Origin of the sequence: Clostridium sp. (genome assembly GCF_021443865.1) — a bacterium.
Lineage (GTDB): Bacteria > Bacillota > Clostridia > Clostridiales > Clostridiaceae > Clostridium.
In genome coordinates, this window is sequence record NZ_JABUTB010000003.1 from 31,400 (window position 1) to 49,656 (window position 18,257).

Consider the following 18,257-nt stretch of genomic DNA (forward strand, 5'->3'; position numbering starts at 1 on the left):
TAAAAGAATTGCTGGTTTATTTTATACTTAACTTATATTCTGTTCAATTTTCAAAGATCTAAGTCTTACGACTTGCTTTTTTATAATAACATTTCACTACTCAATTGTCAACATTTTTTAGTTGCAATTTTTCGTTGTTATTTTGTTGTTATCTCGCCGTCGTTCCTGACGACGTTATTTATATTATCATGATTATTTGCTCCTTAAATAACTAAATATATATAAATTTTAGCATTATAATTATTATTCTATTAATATCTTTATTTTTCTTAATTTTTCATATAGTGATACACCAGGTAAAGTTAACGTAATAATTAGTATTATTATAGGTAAATTATGATAATTAAATATAACTTTTTATTATTTACTCAATTTATTTTACTTAATATACGATAATTTAATATAATGTATATTATTAATGAAAATTATTAGGAGGATTATTATGCTAAAGAAATTCATTCTTCCAATTATAGCTTCATCATTACTTTTGGTTAGCTGTACTACCGAAAGTAATGATGTAATAGAAGAAAAAAAACAAACCAATTTAACAACTTCTTATAAACAAAATATTATTACTGACAAAAAAATAGCTTTCTTAGGAAAATCTTATTTTAACAACAAATATGTTTTCTTAGGGAATTTATTATTCTTCCCTAACCCTAGTAATAATGAAAGATTATCAGCAGCAGAACTTTCTGAGGGTTCTACTAATATCACTGATGATTCAATAATTGATAGTTTCGATTATAACGTTAACTCCATAGTAACTGATGATACTAGTATCTACTTTTCTTCCACCTCTACTGATAAAGGAATATTTAAATTAGATTATCAAAAAAAAGAAATAACTAATATAATTAACGATAGTGCTATAGAAATGCTTTATTATGAAGATAAAATTTATTACATAAGTTCAATTGATAACAATATATATACATATTCTATTAAAGAAAAAGAAAGAAAATTATTATCTAGTTCTAAAGCAAGCAACCTTATAATTAATAACAACTCAATCTTTTATAAGAATTTAAGTGACAAAGCTAAATTATATTGCTTAGCCACAGATGGTAGTAGTAATTTTGAAGTAATGGATTCTCCCATTGATAGTTTTGTAATAAATAATGATGAAATATTATTCTCAAACTCAAAGGATAACAACTACCTTTACTCTATAAATCCATCTAATTCTGAAACAAAAAAAATTCTAGACATAAAAGCATCTAACTTAAAACAAAACGATAATAAAATATACTTTATTAGCAACGAAGACCCTAACTCTCTGTATGAACTAACTCAAAATAATGAGAGCAACAACTTTGAAGCTACTAAAATATTTTCTTACTTCATAAATGACTATTACACCTCAGAAAATATGTTATTTATAGAAGCAGCGCATAGTCTAGATAATATAAATATATTATCTATCAATTAAAAAGAAGCTGTATAAAAATATCTATTACTCATTAAAAGATATTTCTATACAGCTATTTTAAATTACTTTAAATTATTAACTATTTCTTTATACTTATTACCTCTTACCTCGAAGTTAGGGAACATATCAAATGATGCGCAAGCAGGTGATAATGTTACTATATCTCCCTCTTCAGCTATTTCCCTTGCTTTAAGTACAGCTTCTTCTAGAGAATCCACTTTAATAGTAGGAACCTCTACCCCCTTCTCATTTTTCACTTTATCAAAGGCTTCTTTTATTAAATCCTTAGTAGCACCTAATAAAATCAATTCCTTTATATATGGATATCCTTCCTCAGCAAGTGGTTCAAATGGAATATGTTTATCATACCCCCCAGCAATTAATATAACTTTTTGGTTAAAAGCAACTAAACCTGCTATTGTTCTAGTTGGACTAGATGCAATAGAATCATTATAGTATTTAACTCCATTAAGTTCTCTAACCAATTCACTTCTATGTTCTACTCCTCCAAAAGTTTTAACCACTTTTTTCATAATATCTATAGATACTTCCTCCTTAGTAGCTAAGAAAGCTGCTAAATAGTTTTCTATATTATGAATACCCTTAATTAAAACATCATCTTTTGTACACACTTCTTCTTCATCAATATAAAGGATATTATCTTTATAGTAAGCTCCTTTATCTAATTTTTGTTTTGAGCTAAACTCTCTTACTTCTCCCTTAGCTTCTGAAACAAAGCTATGAGTGATTTCATTTTCTCTATTTAAAATTAAAATTCCCTCTTTGTCTTGATATAGGAATATATTTTTCTTAGCATCTATATATTCTTCCATATCTTTATGCATATCTAAATGGTTAGGAGCTAAGTTTGTAACTACAGCTACATCTATAGGAGTATCCATAGTCATAAGTTGAAAGCTAGATAGCTCTAATACCACCTTATCTTCTGATGTTATATCTTCTATATTAGAAAATAAAGGAGTTCCTATATTTCCACCAACCCAAGTCTTATATCCAGCTTCAATAAGTAATTTAGATATAATAGTAGTAGTTGTTGTTTTTCCATCACTACCTGTTATTCCAAATATTTTACCTTTACAGTATTTTACGAACTCTTCCATTTCTGATGTAATATAAGCACCTTCTTCTTTAGCTCTAACTAACGCCTCACAATCAATTCTCATAGAAGGTGTTTTAAACACAACTTCAAAGCCTGTAAGTCTATCTAAATAATTTTCTCCTAATTCTAATACTACAGATAGATTATCAAACTCATTAGCTATTTCACCTAACTCTTCTCTACTCTTCTTATCAAAGGCTGTTACTTTTGCTCCAAGTTTAACTAGAAATCTTATAAGAGGTATATTACTAACCCCTATCCCTACAACAGCAACTTTTTTACCTTTTATATATTCCTTAAATTCATTAAATGGTTTTTTCATATTGTTCCTCCAACCATATCTATATAAAAATATTATATTAATATACTATTGTTTTGCTAATAAATATATATTAGTAAATTGCTAGCAAGTATATTTACATTAATTAAGTCTGTCCCTATTTTTTATAATTATAACACTTATATTTTGTAAATACAAAAGAGGCTGTCGCAAGCTCTTCTGATTAAGAATTGTGCGACAGCTTCATTTTATAATTAAAATTCTAAGCTCTTTTCAATATAAGCTTCTAATTCAGATATTTTAATTCTTTCTTGTTCCATAGTATCTCTATTTCTTATAGTTACAGCTTCATCTTCTAAAGTATCAAAGTCTATAGTAATACAGAATGGAGTTCCTATTTCATCTTGTCTTCTATATCTCTTTCCTATACTTCCAGCTTCATCATATTCTAAATTAAACTTCTTGCTTAAATTAGCATATACATCTAAAGCTTTTTCTGAAAGCTTCTTTGAAAGTGGTAAAATTGCTGCTTTATATGGTGCTAGTGCTGGATGTAAATGCATAACTGTTCTTACATCTCCACCTTCTAATTCTTCTTCATCATAAGCATCTACTAAAAATGCTAAAGCAACTCTATCTGCTCCTAAAGATGGTTCTATTACATAAGGAACATACTTTTCATTAGTTGTAGGATCTAAGTAGCTCATATCTTGACCTGAATGTTCTTGATGTTTGTTAAGGTCATAATCTGTTCTATCAGCTATTCCCCATAATTCACCCCATCCAAATGGGAATAAATATTCTATATCTGATGTAGCATTTGAATAGAATGATAATTCTTCTTCGCCATGATCTCTCATTCTTAAGTTTGCTTCATCAACTCCTAAGTTTAATAAGAAATTGAAACAATAATCCTTCCAGTATTTAAACCATTCTAAATCCGTTCCTGGTTTACAGAAAAATTCTAATTCCATTTGTTCAAATTCTCTAGTTCTAAAAGTAAAGTTTCCTGGAGTTATTTCATTTCTGAAAGACTTACCAATTTGAGCAATACCAAATGGAACTTTCTTTCTTGAACTTCTTTGAACTGATTTAAAGTTAACAAATATACCTTGTGCAGTTTCTGGTCTTAAGTATATTGTACTAGCTGAATCTTCTGTGATACCTTGGAAAGTCTTAAACATTAAATTGAACTTTCTTATATCTGTATAATTCATTTTTCCACATTTAGGACAAACAATATTATTCTTCTCAATATATTCTTTTAATTGCTCATTAGTCCATCCATCAGCACTTGCTACTTCAGCACCATTTTCAGTCATATGATCTTCAACTAACTTATCTGCTCTAAATCTTGCTTTACATTCTTTACAATCCATTAAAGGATCTGAGAAGCCTCCAACGTGACCTGAAGCTACCCAAACTTCTGGATTCATTAATATAGCACAGTCTACTCCAACATTATAAGGGCTTTCTTGAACGAATTTCTTCCACCAAGCTTTTTTTACATTATTTTTAAATTCAACTCCTAGTGGACCGTAATCCCAAGAATTTGCTAGTCCTCCGTAAATTTCTGATCCAGGAAATACAAAACCTCTATTTTTACAAAGAGCAACGATTTTTTCCATTGTTTTTTCTACTGCCATTTTAATACCTCCAATTTTTTATAATAAAAAAAGGCCCTAAACCTAAAGGGACGAAATTTCTATTCCGCGGTTCCACCCTTCTTGGCTCTAGCCCAGCTTTCAACATCATAACACTCAAAAGCGCCCTTCAACTTAATCTTATAACGATTTTCACCATTCATCGTCTCTCTAAAATAAAATATAAGTTTACTCCTCTTTCTCTTAGTGTTTATTAAATTTATATATCCATTTTACCAAAAGCCATTTATATGTCAACGCTTTTTTTCTTGGTATATCTAAATAAATATCTATTACTTAGTTATATTTCTTATAAATATAGATAATAAAAAAGAGTTTTATAACAATAGATAATTTATCTACTCTTATAAAACTCTTATAAAATGGCTCCGTGGAGAGGATTCGAACCTCCAACCTATCGGTTAACAGCCGAGTGCTCCACCATTGAGCTACCACGGAATATTTTATAAATAATTTTAAAATTAAATTGGCTCCGCGAAGAGGATTCGAACCTCCAACCTATCGGTTAACAGCCGAGTGCTCCACCGTTGAGCTATCGCGGATTATTTGCTACATTTGTTATTATATCAAGTTTTATTAATAATGCAAGTGTTTTTATTAAAAATTTTTATTCTTATTTTATTATTTATTATACTTTTCTAAATAAAATGCCCATTTTATAGGATTAGGCATTATAAAAATATTTTTTTATTGCTTTATTTTTAAAATCTATTTACTACTTCTCCCAATTAAAAATATTCTTATTTCCTTTTTATTAGACTTCAGATTTAACTTTTATATTCTTCATCACCATTTTTTCTATTATGTAATTAAATTATATAATAATCTATTTATAAGCTATATAGTTATAAATATAAAAAAGGACATCTTCCTAAATAGAAAAATGTCCTTTAAATATACTAAAACTATTTAACTGGTTTCATAGTCGGGAACATTATAATATCTCTTATAGATGCTGAATCTGTTAAGAACATTATAAGTCTATCTATACCTATTCCTAATCCACCTGTTGGAGGCATACCTGTTTCTAATGCGCTCATAAATTCTTCATCGATCATATAAGCTTCATCATCACCAAGTTCTCTCTCTTTTTCTTGTTGATTAAATCTTTCTCTTTGAACTATTGGATCATTTAGTTCTGAATATGCATTACAGATTTCTCTACCAAATACAAATCCTTCAAATCTTTCAGTAAACATATCATTTCCTCTCTTTTTCTTTGTAAGAGGTGATATTTCTACCGGATAATCACAGATAAATGTTGGTTGAATCATATGTTGTTCACAATATTCTTCATATAGAGTATTTAAAACTTCACCCTTTGTAACATGAGCTAAGTTCTTCTTAAATTCTAAATGTTTTTCTTTAGCAATAGCTTGAGCTTCTTCATTAGTTGCTACTAAATTAAAATCTATTCCAGTATGTTCTTTTACTGCATCAACCATTGTTATTCTTCTCCATGGTGGTGCAAAGTCAATTTCTGTACCTTGGTACATAACCTTAGTACTTCCATTTACTTTTTCACATACATATGCAACCATATTTTCAGTAATTTCCATCATATCATTATAATCAGCAAAAGCTTGGTACAATTCTATCATGGTGAATTCTGGGTTATGTCTTACTGACATTCCTTCATTTCTGAAAGTTCTTCCCATATCATATACTTTTTCTAAACCTGCAACGATAGCTCTTTTTAAGTATAATTCTGGAGCTATTCTAAGGTACATATCAATATCTAAAGTATTATGGTGAGTTACAAAAGGTCTCGCTGAAGCACCACCTGCTATTGGTGAAAGCATAGGTGTTTCAATTTCTATAAAGCCTTTGTTATCTAAATACTCTCTAATTCCCTTTAATATAGCAGCTCTTTTAATAAAGTTTTGCTTAACTTCTGGGTTAGATATCATATCTACTTCTCTTTGTCTATATCTTAGGTCTGGGTCCTTTAATCCATGCCACTTTTCTGGTAATGGTTTTAAAGATTTACATATTAATTCAAAGCTTTTAACTTTTACAGAAACTTCTCCTGTTTTAGTTTTAAAAACTTCTCCTGTTGCAGCAACCCAATCTCCTAAATCGTAAGTCTTATATGATTTTAAAGCTTCCTCTCCAACTTCATCTATTTTAATGAATAATTGGATTTTTCCATCTCTATCATGGATATCTGAGAATACAACTTTACCTTGCCCTCTTTTAGACATAATTCTTCCAGCTACAGTTACAGTAGTACCTTCTAAATTATCATAGTCTGCCTTAACTTCTTCTGACATATGAGTTCTTTCAACTTTGTAAACATCAAAAGGATCTTTTCCTTCCCTTTGTAGCTCTAATAACTTTTCTCTTCTTAAAGCTTCTTGTTCATTAAACTGAGATTCCAACTCTTGTATATTTATTTCCTCAGTTGACATTAATATCCCTCCGTTACTCTCTTCTTATTCCTAAAATCTCGAACTTGTTTGTTCCTCCTGGTACTAAAACCTCTACTAATTCTCCAACCTTTTTACCTAATAGTGCTGCTCCTACTGGTGATTCATTTGATATTTTATAATTCATAGGGTCTGCTTCTGCTGAACCTACTAATGAATACTCAACTTCTTCATCAAATTCATAGTCTTTAACTTTTACTATAGTTCCAACTGCTACTTTATCAGTAGGTATTTCTGATTCGTCAACAACTACAGCATTTTTTAACATATTTTCTAATTGTATGATTCTACCTTCTGTGAATGCTTGTTCATTTTTAGCTTCATCATACTCTGAGTTTTCACTTAAATCCCCATAACCTAAAGCTACTTTTATCTTTTCAGTTATTTCTTTTCTTTTTACACTTTTTAAAAATTCTAATTCGTCCTCTAATTTTTTTACACCTTCGTATGTCATTACGAATTTTTTAGTCTCACTCATGATTTTCTCCCCTTCAAATTCTACTTTATTCATAAAACTAACAATAATTTTTATATTGTCAAAATCATTTAAAACATTATAAATCAGCAAATATCATCTGTCAACCAATCTGGAATATAAGTACTATATTCGTAAGAAAAACCTTATATTAGTCAACAGATATATATTATTCTTGTTTTTAATATATTTATTCATAAAAGTTTTTTATATTCAATTTAATATTACTATTTATTTTAAACTTCTAGTAATTCATTTTTGTAGTTATTTAGCACTTCCATTACGGCAGCACTTTCATCTAATGAATTTATTATAACCTTTATATCATTACTCTTAGGCATTCCTTTTAAATACCAAGAAGCATGCTTTCTCATTTCTCTTATGGCTTTTCTTTCACCGTCATATTTAATTGCTAACTCATAATGTCTTAAGCACATATCAATTTTATCTGAATAAGTTATTTCTTGTGGCTCTAATCCTTTTAATTTATTTTCTATTTGCTTAAATATCCAAGGATTACCCATACTGCCTCTTGCCACCATTATTCCATCACAATTAGTTTGATTTTTTAATTTTAAGGCATCTTCTGCAGTAAAAACATCTCCATTTCCTATTACAGGAATAGAAACTGCTTCTTTTACCTTTCCTATTATATCCCAATCTGCCTTACCTTCATACATTTGTTCTTTAGTTCTTCCATGTATTGCTATAGCATCAGCACCAGCATCTTCAATAAATTTTGCAAAATCAACAGCACTTATACTTCCTTCATCAAAACCCTTTCTAAACTTTACTGTAACTGGCTTTGTAGAAACTTTTTTAATTTCACTTACGATATTTGCCGCTAATTCTGGATGCTTCATAAGAGCTGAACCTTCTCCATTTTTAGTTATTTTGTTAACAGGACATCCCATATTTATATCAATTAAACAAACATCCTGTCTATCATTAAAGTTTTGTTGTACTACTTCAGCCATTATCTTAGGATTATTACCAAAGATCTGAATAGCCACCGGAGCTTCCTCTTCTGAAATTCTAAGAAGTGATTTTGTATTATCATTTCCAAAGTATAGAGCCTTAGCACTTACCATTTCAGTATAAACTAAGCCACATCCCATTTCCTTGCATAATCCTCTAAAGGATATATCTGTCACTCCTGCCATAGGTGCTAGAAAAACATTGTTTTCAAATTCTAGATTACCAATCTTCATATTATACTACTCCTTATTTTTTTCGTATATTATTCTTAACCCCTCTAATGTTAAACTAGAATCTACCTTATCTATAACATCAGTTTCTCTTGCAATTAAATTTGCTAATCCACCTGTTGCTATTACTAAAGGTTCATCACAACCAAAATCCTTCATTTCTTCTTTCATTTTTCTAACTATATATTCTACCTGTCCTATATAACCATATATTATACCTGCTTGCATACTAGTTATAGTATTTTTACATATTACCTTTTTAGGCGTCTCAAGTTCAACTCTAGGAAGCTTAGCTGCTCTATCAAATAAAGCATCTGAAGATATTCTTATTCCTGGAGTTATACATCCCCCTAAATAATTTGATTCCTTCGTTAAGGAACAAAATGTAGTTGCCGTACCAAAATCTATTATTATTAAATCTTGTTTGTATTTATCATGAGCAGCAACAGCATTAACGATTCTATCTGCCCCTACTTCCTTAGGATTATCATATTTTATATTAATTCCAGTCTTAACCCCTGGTCCTACTATTATAGGATTTATTTCAAAACACTTTTTTATCATATTTTCTAAAGAATGCATTATATTAGGAACAACTGATGATATTATTATTCCTCTTACATCCTTATAGTTTAAACCACTTTGATTAAAAAGCTGCATAACTTGAATAGAATATTCATCTGATGTTTTCTTTGCATCCGTTGAAATTCTCCACCCTACGATATTCTCTGAACCTTTATATACTCCCAAAACAATATTAGTATTACCAACATCAACTACTAGTATCATACAAGCACCACCTTAATACAATTAAAAGCAGCTTTAAAAGCTGCCTTGTTTTTAAAAAATATAACCTCAACAAATTTAACAATTTAATTTTAACAATTACAAATCATTTGTCAAGTGTTGTAAATTCTATATATTAAAATAATCCTACTATTTCACCATCTTCTAGAATATCCATATTATTAGCTGCTGGTACTTTAGGAAGTCCTGGCATAGTCATAATATCTCCATTTAATACAACTATGAATCCTGCCCCATTAGACACTCTTACTTCTTTAACAGTAATTTCAAAGTTTTCTGGTCTACCTTTTAGACTTGGATTATCTGATAAAGAATATTGAGTTTTTGCCATACAAATAGGTAATTTATCTAATCCAAACCTTTCAAGCTCATCAATTTGTTTTTTTGCATTAGGAGTAAATACAACCCCCTTAGCTCCATAGATTTCTTTTGCTATTGTATTTATTTTATCTTCAATACTAGCTTCAACTTCATAGATAGGACTAAAATTAGATTCTTCATTTTCAAGTATATTACATACAGCTTCTCCTAATTCAATTCCACCTTCTCCGCCTTTTGCCCATACATCAGATAAGGCTACCGTAACACCTAACTTTTTGCAGTACTCTTTAATAAATGTAATTTCTTCTTCACTATCACTTACAAATTTATTAATTGCAACTACTACTGGGACATTGTACTTTTTAATATTTTCAATTTGCTTTTCTAAATTTCCTATTCCCTTTGCTAATGCTTCTACGTTTGGTGTGCTTAGCATATCCTTTTGAACTCCACCATGGTTCTTTAAAGCTCTAACTGTTGCAACAATAACAACACAATTAGGTTCTAAATCTCCATATCTACATTTTATATCTAGGAACTTTTCTGCACCTAAATCAGCACCAAATCCTGCTTCAGTTACTACTATATCTCCTAATTTCAATGCCATTTTAGTAGCAATTATAGAGTTGCATCCATGAGCTATATTAGCAAAAGGTCCTCCATGAATTATTGCAGGAGTATTTTCTAATGTTTGAACTAAATTTGGTTTTATAGCATCCTTCATTAATAAAGTCATTGCACCTTGTATATTTAATTGTTTTGCATATACTGGATTACCATCTAAATCATAGGCAACAAGTATATTACCCATTCGTTCTTTAAGATCTGATAAGCTATTTGCTAAACAAAGTATAGCCATAATTTCTGAAGCAACAGTAATCATAAATCCATCTTCTCTTAAGAAACCATTTAGTTTTCCACCTAATCCAACAACTATGCTTCTTAAAGCTCTATCATTCATATCTATTACTCTTTTAAATACTATTCTTCTTGAATCAATTCTTAAATCATTACCTTGATGTATATGATTATCTATAGCAGCTGCCAATAAATTGTTAGCACTAGTTATAGCATGCATATCACCAGTAAAATGTAAATTTATATCTTCCATTGGAACAACTTGAGCATATCCACCACCTGCTGCTCCACCTTTTATTCCAAATACAGGCCCAAGTGATGGTTCTCTTAATGCTATAACTGCATTTTTTCCCATTTTACAAAGAGCTTGCCCAAGCCCGACTGTAACTGTTGACTTACCCTCTCCAGCAGGAGTTGGATTTATTGCAGTAACTAATACTAATTTTCCATTATCATTAGATTTATTTTTATTAAATATATCTAATGATAACTTACATTTATATTTTCCATATTGTTCAATATCATCTTCTGTTAGGTTTAATTTAGCTGCAATCTTAGTTATAGGTTCCATTTTAGCCTCTTGGGCTATTTGTATATCACTCTTCATATTCACACACTCCTATTTAAACTCTTATTTACCTCTTATTATTTACATAAATTATACCACTTAATCCTTAATATTAAAACCCAAAGTCGAACGTTCCATCAATGCTTGTTGATATATTTCGTATTTTATGTAATTACTTTAATTTTTCTATAAATTATTAAAAATATAATTATCATTCTATTGTTTAAAGTAAATTAAGTTCTAAAAATTTAATAAGGAGTTGTTAAAAAACAACTCCTTAATTTATTTTAGTTTTCATTAACTATTCTTAGGAACTCTTCGCCATCAACTTTTTCTTTTTCTAGTAAAGCTGCTGCTACTGCATGAAGTTTATTTATATTTTCACTTAATAATTTTTCAGCTCTATTGTAAGCTTCATCTATAAACCTCTTAACTTCTTTATCTATTTCTGCACCAACTTCTTCACTGAAGTTTCTTCCATGTCCTAAGTTCTTGCCTAAGAACACTTCATTATTATCTGAGTTATATGATATTGTTCCAAGTTTTTCACTCATACCATAGTCCATTACCATAGCTCTAGCTATAGCACTAGCTCTATCTATATCATTCTTAGCTCCTGTAGAGATATCTGATAGGATTAATTTTTCTGCTACTCTACCACCTAATAATCCAACCATATCATCCTTTAATTTTTCTTTTGAAGTATATGATCTATCTTCATTTGGTAAATGCATAGTATATCCACCAGCCATACCTCTTGGTATTATACTTATTTCATGAACTGGATCAGAATGTTCAAGAAGGTTCATAACTACAGCGTGACCTGCTTCATGATAAGCTGTAAGTCTCTTATCATGTTCACTCATAACTCTGCTCTTCTTTTCTGGACCAGCTATTACTCTAGTTATAGCTTCCTCAAATTCTAACATTCCTATTAATTTTTCACTTCTTCTAACTGATAATAAGGCTGCTTCGTTTGCTAAGTTTTCTAAATCAGCTCCACTAAATCCTGGAGTTCTCTTAGCTAATACCTTTAAATCTACATCTTCAGCTAAAGGTTTTTTCTTAGTGTGAACTTTTAAAATTTCTTCTCTTCCCTTAACATCTGGTGCTCCAACAACTATTTGTCTATCGAATCTACCAGGTCTTAATAAAGCTGGATCAAGAATGTCTGGTCTGTTAGTTGCAGCGATCATTATTATTCCTTCGTTTGCACCAAAACCATCCATTTCAACTAATAATTGATTTAAAGTTTGTTCTCTTTCGTCGTGTCCACCACCAAGGCCTGCACCTCTTTGTCTACCAACTGCATCTATTTCATCTATAAATACTAATGATGGTGCACTCTTTTTAGCTTGTTCAAATAAATCTCTAACTCTTGATGCACCTACACCAACAAACATTTCAACAAAATCAGAACCTGATATACTATAGAATGGAACACCTGCTTCACCTGCTATAGCTTTAGCAAGTAATGTTTTACCTGTTCCTGGAGGTCCTACTAATAGTACCCCTTTAGGTATTCTTGCTCCCATCTGAGTATACTTAGATGGCTGTTTTAAGAAATCTACAATTTCTTCTAATTCTTGTTTTTCTTCATCTGCACCTGCAACATCGTCAAAGGTAACTCTTTTTGCATCTGGAGGCATTATTTTAGCTCTACTTTTTCCAAAGTTCATAACACCTCTTCCACTTCCGCCACCTTGTGATTGTTGTGTCATCATGAAGAAGAATACAAATACTAAAACTAATATCATTATAGTTGGAATTATACTTATCCAAAGACTGCTATTTGAAGGTTGCTTAAAGTCCACCTTTATATCATCTTTAGGATTTTCAGATATTAACATTTGCACCATTTCCTCTGGAGCATATGTATTAAACTGCTTGTTATCTCTTGTTTTACCTGATATAAGCATTTTATCAGGTTGAACCACAATACTTTCTATCTCATTTCCTATCCATTTTTGTTGAAAATCACTGTATGATATCTCGTCTGCCATTTTTCCACTATTCCACAAAAATGTTGCTGAAAAGAATAATATCAAAATTACGAATATCCACACTGTTGCACTTGAATATTTTTTCATTCAAGGCCCCCCTTTCTTCTAGTTATATTATATTGCACTATTATACTATATTTCTTTTTATTTTTTATATACTTCCTCTTTTAATATTCCTACATATGGTAGGTTTCTATATTTTTCAGAATAATCTAATCCATATCCTACTAAAAACTCATCTGGAACTTCAAAACCACAGTACTTTACATTTAAATCTACTTTTCTTCTAGCTGGTTTTGTTAGCAATGTTACTATTTCTATACTATTGGCTCTTCTAGCTTTTAAGTATTTTAATAAATAGTCTAAAGTAATTCCACTATCTATTATATCTTCTACAATTATAACATCTTTTCCTTCAATTCCATGATCTAAATCTTTTAATATTCTAACTACTCCTGATGTTTCAGTAGAACTTCCATAACTAGATACTGCCATAAAATCTATTTCACATGGTATAGAAACATTTTTTATAAGTTCAGAAGTAAATATAACTGAACCTTTTAAAATTCCTACTATTAATAAGTCTTTGCCATTATAATCTTCGCTTATAGCCTTACCCATATCTTTAATTCTATTTACAATTTGATCTTCTGTAAGCAATACTTCCTTTATGTCCCTTAGCATATTCCTATTCCTTTCTAGCAAATGTAATTTTTATAATTTTTTTAGTGTCCTTAGTTATTTTATAACTTTCAGAAACTTTATAACCTACTAACCAAGCTATTTCATTGTCAAAACATACAACCGGAACTTTATTTCTTTCTTCTATAGGTAATTTCAAATCAATAAAAATATCCTTTAATTTTTTACTACCTTTCATTCCAAGAGGAATAATTCTGTCCCCATTTAATCTTTTTCTAATTATTAGCTTTTCTTTTATCTTATCATAATCAAAAAATTTTATTAATACATTATTAGAAAATTCTATATTTTTTTTATTATCTATTACATCAAATCTTATAATATAATCTTCAAAATTAATATTATTACCTTCTAATTCTATTTTATTTAATATAATTTCTTGAAATTCATTAGTTTTAGCTTCCTTAAATCTTAAATATATATCACCATATATATTTTCAGCTATTACTCCATTAGGAATATTAACTCTTTTATTAGTTTCTTTATTTGCTAGTGAAATTACTTCATGAATATGCTTCATTTCAAAATTACTATGCTTACCTGTAAAATTTATAAATGCCTTTTTTATAAGTCTAGTTAAAATAGCCTTTTCTATTGAAAAAGCATCCTTGGATATAATTAACTTATCTACATTATTAGTGCAAAACTTTTTATAATAATTATTACATTCTTTTTCTATAAAGTCATTATCTATTTGTAATAAGCTTGCCATCCTATTTATGGTTTCTATTATATCCTTATTAAAATTATTCTTCATATAGGGAAGAATATCTAATCTTACTTTATTTCTATTGTATACATTTTCCAGATTGCTTTTATCTATTCTAGGCTTTAAATTATTAATATCACAATAATTCTCTATTTCTTCTCTAGATAAGCACAGAATAGGTCTTATTATTCCTCCTTCTCTTTTGCTTCTAATGCCACAAAGTCCCTCAATACCTGAACCTCTCATCATATTCATAAGAACAGTTTCCGCTTGATCATTTGAGTTATGAGCAATAGCAATTTTATTATACCCATTTTTCTTACTTATTAGATGAAAGAATTTATATCTTTCTTCTCTACCTGCTAATTCATGAGATATGCCTCTTTCTTTAGATATTTTATTTATATCTATTCTCTCAGAAAAGAAGTCTATATTTAGACTGTCACACATATCCCTTGCATATTCTTCATCTTTAAAGGCTTCTTCTCCTCTAAGCATATGATTTACATGTGCCGCTGCAATTTCAATATTAAATTCCCTTCTAAGTTCAAAAAGGATATTTAATAAACAAACAGAATCAGGACCGCCAGATAAAGCAACTAAAACTCTATCTCCATTTTCTATTAAATTATTTTCAGTTACAAAAGCCTTTACTTTGTTTATCACAACATTACTCCTTAGTAAAATTATTTTAATATATACTATAATAACCTTAAGAAACTTATCTGTAAATAAATTTTCCTAACTATTTTTTACAATATTGTAATATAAAATATATCCCATAAATATACAAAATATTCTCTCCTTTTAAATAGATAATATTTTCCAAAAATAATCTGGGGCCGTTTATAATAAGCCCCAGATTAATATTTTTCATATAAAACCCTTCTAATATACTGAATATATTTTAGAAACTAATACTGTCATATCATCATTAACCTTACCATTACTTAAAATCATAGCCTTTTCAAGAATATCTCTAGATAAAGCAGATGGATTAGTATCTGAATACTCCAGATATTCTTCTAGCCATGAATAGCTTCCTATATTACTTTTATCTATATCTAAAACTCCATCACTAATTGAAACTATAATATCTCCATGCTTTAATTTAAATTTTTCAGTTGTTAAATCCACAGAGTCTAATATTCCAAAAGGTAGACTATTAGATTTAATTACCTTTATATCCTTACCTCTTTTTATAAAGCTTACAACTCCTCCTATCTTTATAAATTCAGCCTCACCAGTATATAAATCCACGATATTTAAATCCATAGTAGTAAATTTTTCATCCTCATTAAATTTCATTGCCATTATAGAATTAACAGTATCAATAGCTGTTTTCTCACTAAATCCATTTTCTATAAACTTCTCAATTAATCCTACTGCTAACCCACTTTCCATTCCAGCTTCTGGCCCTGAGCCCATTCCATCACTAATTATATTTATATAAGTGCCATCATTAGTCTTAGAGAAACTATAGCTATCTCCAATATAGGTTTCTCCATCCTTAGCCTTAATAGCTGCATAAGAAGTCATATGATATTTAGGAGTTTCTTCTATAATTACAGTACACTCCCCAGTATCAGGATTTATTCTAGTTCCTTCTTTAGATAATGATACCGGTACCTTAACTAAAGTATTAATTATAGGTAATATCATTTTAGTACAATATCTTTCATCTTCAGCATTATTAGTTGAAACTTTTATTTTCATCCTTCCATGTCTATCTAAATATGAAAATACATCTGTATAATCAATTTTATTTCTATTAAAAGCCTTTCTTAATATTTTATCTATCTCAAAACAAATAGAAATATCCTTTTCAAAATCTCGTATCATACTCTCCATTGTATTAGATATATTATTAATATGATTTGCTATTATATTCCTGCCCTCGCTTAGCCTTGTCTTTAACGCTTCATTTACAGTGTAATTATTAACTATCTCTTGAGCATTTTTCATTAAGCTCCTGGTTTTGACACACCTTTTATCTAGTGTTTTAGGAATATACATATCATTATTTTCACAGCTACATATTAGCTCTGTAAAACCCTCAAAGGTTGAATGTAAATTTCTATCCCAGCACCTTTGTCTAAGTTCACAATTATAACAAACTCTATCCGCTAAGCTTTCTACCATTGCAGTCCCTTTATTATTTAAAGATAAAATATCATTTTCACCTAAATTTAATATAGATGCTGATAATGTAGATAAAATAGATTTCATAGAGCCTAACCTATCTATAAATTCTCCCTTTATTCCATTTAAATGAATATCATTAATAGCTTCAGCCTTTTTTTCTTGATTAAACTCAGCATTAATACTTTGCATTAATGTCTTTGGAATTAAAATTAATATCATTGCTGAAAATAATACTTCTATTCCTCCATAAACATTAAAAGAATTTGAATACATCCACACTATAAAATAAACAACACCATAGGATAAAGCTGCAAATACTCTGCCAACTTCTTTAAAAATTCCAATTATTAAACCACATAAGCTATATAATGTAATAGCACTTACAATATCTCCATTAGTTATCCCTATAATAAGACCCATTGCTACTCCTATGGCAGAACCTATTCCTGATCCACCTATATAGGCAAAAATAGCAACAGAAGATAAAGCTAGAATATTTCTAAGTTGTATATTAAATATACTCATATTTCCTATACCTGCAATTAATAAACAAATTAAAATTCCTATACTAATTATTTCTTCTGTTGAGAAGAAATAATTACTTTCTAATTCATCTATGCATTTTAAAGCATAACTTATCATATATTTAACTGGAACTATGCTTAAAACCTTTAACAAAGAAAATACTATGTTAACTCCTATAGGCTTATTAGTTACAACTATGTTATATATAATAAATACAGAAAAAACCAAGAAAAAAGCAACATAATCTCTCTTTTTAATTTCTAGTTTATTGCAAACCTCCATATACCCTACAACTAGTATAGCTGCTATTGAATAGCTAACAGCGCCTTCTAAAGTAGGGGCTATAGATATATAACCTAATATAGTTCCTAATAAAGCTACTAGGATACTTGTACTATCTTCTCTCTTTATACCTATAAGATACGCAATACCAAAAGGCGCTATCCCCATATCTATAGTTGCTGATAATAGAACCCTACTAAGTAAAAATCCCATTACTAGGGATATAATCAACCTAAAACTTGTCCCTTGAAGTCTTATTTCTCTTTTCTTCTTCTTCTCCACTCTCTTATAAGTTGATATATTGACACCGTATTGCATCTTCTCTCCTCCAAATTTCCATAAATTGTAATTTAGATTATATCACCTTATAAAAAAATTATGTGTCGCAAGATGTATAGTTATTCTTTTTTCGTAGTACAATATTATGTAAAATTCCTTATTTTAATAACCCTTTTTATTCATAAACTTCTAAATACTAGGTTTTTATATTATTAACTCTTTTCTTTTTAGAAATAAATTTGTCAGTATTACTTAATTTTTGAGGAAATATAAAGAGAAAAACTTAAAGAGAAACTTAACTCTAGTTATTCTATAATAAGTTCAAATTTATGATATGCAACATTTATATTTTATTTAGAAATAAAAAAAGTACTTAAGTTAAACTTAAGTACTTTGGTGCTGAAGACCGGAATCGAACCGGTACGGTATCGCTACCGCAGGATTTTAAGT

12 protein-coding genes, 2 tRNA genes and 1 other annotated feature are annotated in these 18,257 nt (G+C 29.2%); of the genes, 1 reads left to right on the top strand and 13 read right to left on the bottom strand.

Features of this window, described 5'->3' with window-relative positions; all coding sequences use genetic code 11:
* Window positions 1-442 precede the first annotated feature (442 nt).
* Entirely contained in the window at window positions 443-1,432 is a 990-nt protein-coding gene (locus tag HUJ77_RS00905) for a DUF5050 domain-containing protein (protein ID WP_291706688.1), read from the top strand.
* Window positions 1,433-1,494: 62 nt separating this feature from the next.
* Here the strand turns inward: HUJ77_RS00905 and murD are convergent, their stop codons facing one another.
* The 13 genes from murD to spoIIE form a co-directional block, all read right to left on the bottom strand.
* Window positions 1,495-2,874, bottom strand: coding sequence for a UDP-N-acetylmuramoyl-L-alanine--D-glutamate ligase (gene murD, locus HUJ77_RS00910; RefSeq protein ID WP_291706689.1), 1,380 nt, complete (start codon window positions 2,872-2,874; stop codon window positions 1,495-1,497).
* A gap of 212 nt (window positions 2,875-3,086) precedes the next feature.
* Window positions 3,087-4,478, bottom strand: coding sequence for a glycine--tRNA ligase (locus tag HUJ77_RS00915; RefSeq protein ID WP_291706690.1), 1,392 nt, complete (start codon window positions 4,476-4,478; stop codon window positions 3,087-3,089).
* Window positions 4,479-4,521: 43 nt separating this feature from the next.
* Window positions 4,522-4,690, bottom strand: a binding site (T-box leader).
* Window positions 4,691-4,859: 169 nt separating this feature from the next.
* Window positions 4,860-4,934 (bottom strand) — tRNA-Asn (locus tag HUJ77_RS00920).
* Between the two features lie 29 nt (window positions 4,935-4,963).
* Window positions 4,964-5,038 (bottom strand) — tRNA-Asn (locus tag HUJ77_RS00925).
* A 363-nt stretch (window positions 5,039-5,401) separates the two neighbouring features.
* On the bottom strand, window positions 5,402-6,907 hold the full coding sequence (gene lysS, locus HUJ77_RS00930) for a lysine--tRNA ligase (protein WP_291706691.1): 1,506 nt from the start codon (window positions 6,905-6,907) through the stop codon (window positions 5,402-5,404).
* Between the two features lie 13 nt (window positions 6,908-6,920).
* Window positions 6,921-7,403, bottom strand: a complete 483-nt coding sequence (greA, locus tag HUJ77_RS00935) for a transcription elongation factor GreA (protein ID WP_291628846.1) — start codon at window positions 7,401-7,403, stop codon at window positions 6,921-6,923.
* 233 nt (window positions 7,404-7,636) lie between these two features.
* Window positions 7,637-8,611, bottom strand: a complete 975-nt coding sequence (gene dusB / locus HUJ77_RS00940) for a tRNA dihydrouridine synthase DusB (RefSeq protein WP_291706692.1) — start codon at window positions 8,609-8,611, stop codon at window positions 7,637-7,639.
* Window positions 8,612-8,617: 6 nt separating this feature from the next.
* Complete coding sequence (locus tag HUJ77_RS00945; protein ID WP_291706693.1) at window positions 8,618-9,397, bottom strand: type III pantothenate kinase; 780 nt, start codon at window positions 9,395-9,397, stop codon at window positions 8,618-8,620.
* A gap of 133 nt (window positions 9,398-9,530) precedes the next feature.
* Window positions 9,531-11,201, bottom strand: a complete 1,671-nt coding sequence (locus tag HUJ77_RS00950) for a formate--tetrahydrofolate ligase (protein WP_291706694.1) — start codon at window positions 11,199-11,201, stop codon at window positions 9,531-9,533.
* 248 nt (window positions 11,202-11,449) lie between these two features.
* Window positions 11,450-13,252 carry an ATP-dependent zinc metalloprotease FtsH gene (gene ftsH, locus HUJ77_RS00955; RefSeq protein ID WP_291706695.1) on the bottom strand — a complete coding sequence of 601 codons (1,803 nt, stop codon included), beginning with the start codon at window positions 13,250-13,252 and terminating at the stop codon, window positions 11,450-11,452.
* Window positions 13,253-13,309: 57 nt separating this feature from the next.
* A complete protein-coding gene (hpt, locus tag HUJ77_RS00960; protein ID WP_291706696.1) occupies window positions 13,310-13,849 on the bottom strand; it encodes a hypoxanthine phosphoribosyltransferase in 540 nt (179 codons plus the stop codon).
* Window positions 13,850-13,853: 4 nt separating this feature from the next.
* Window positions 13,854-15,242, bottom strand: a complete 1,389-nt coding sequence (tilS, locus tag HUJ77_RS00965) for a tRNA lysidine(34) synthetase TilS (protein WP_291706697.1) — start codon at window positions 15,240-15,242, stop codon at window positions 13,854-13,856.
* A gap of 222 nt (window positions 15,243-15,464) precedes the next feature.
* On the bottom strand, window positions 15,465-17,846 hold the full coding sequence (gene spoIIE, locus HUJ77_RS00970; protein ID WP_291706698.1) for a stage II sporulation protein E: 2,382 nt from the start codon (window positions 17,844-17,846) through the stop codon (window positions 15,465-15,467).
* Between the last annotated feature and the right edge of the window lie 411 nt (window positions 17,847-18,257).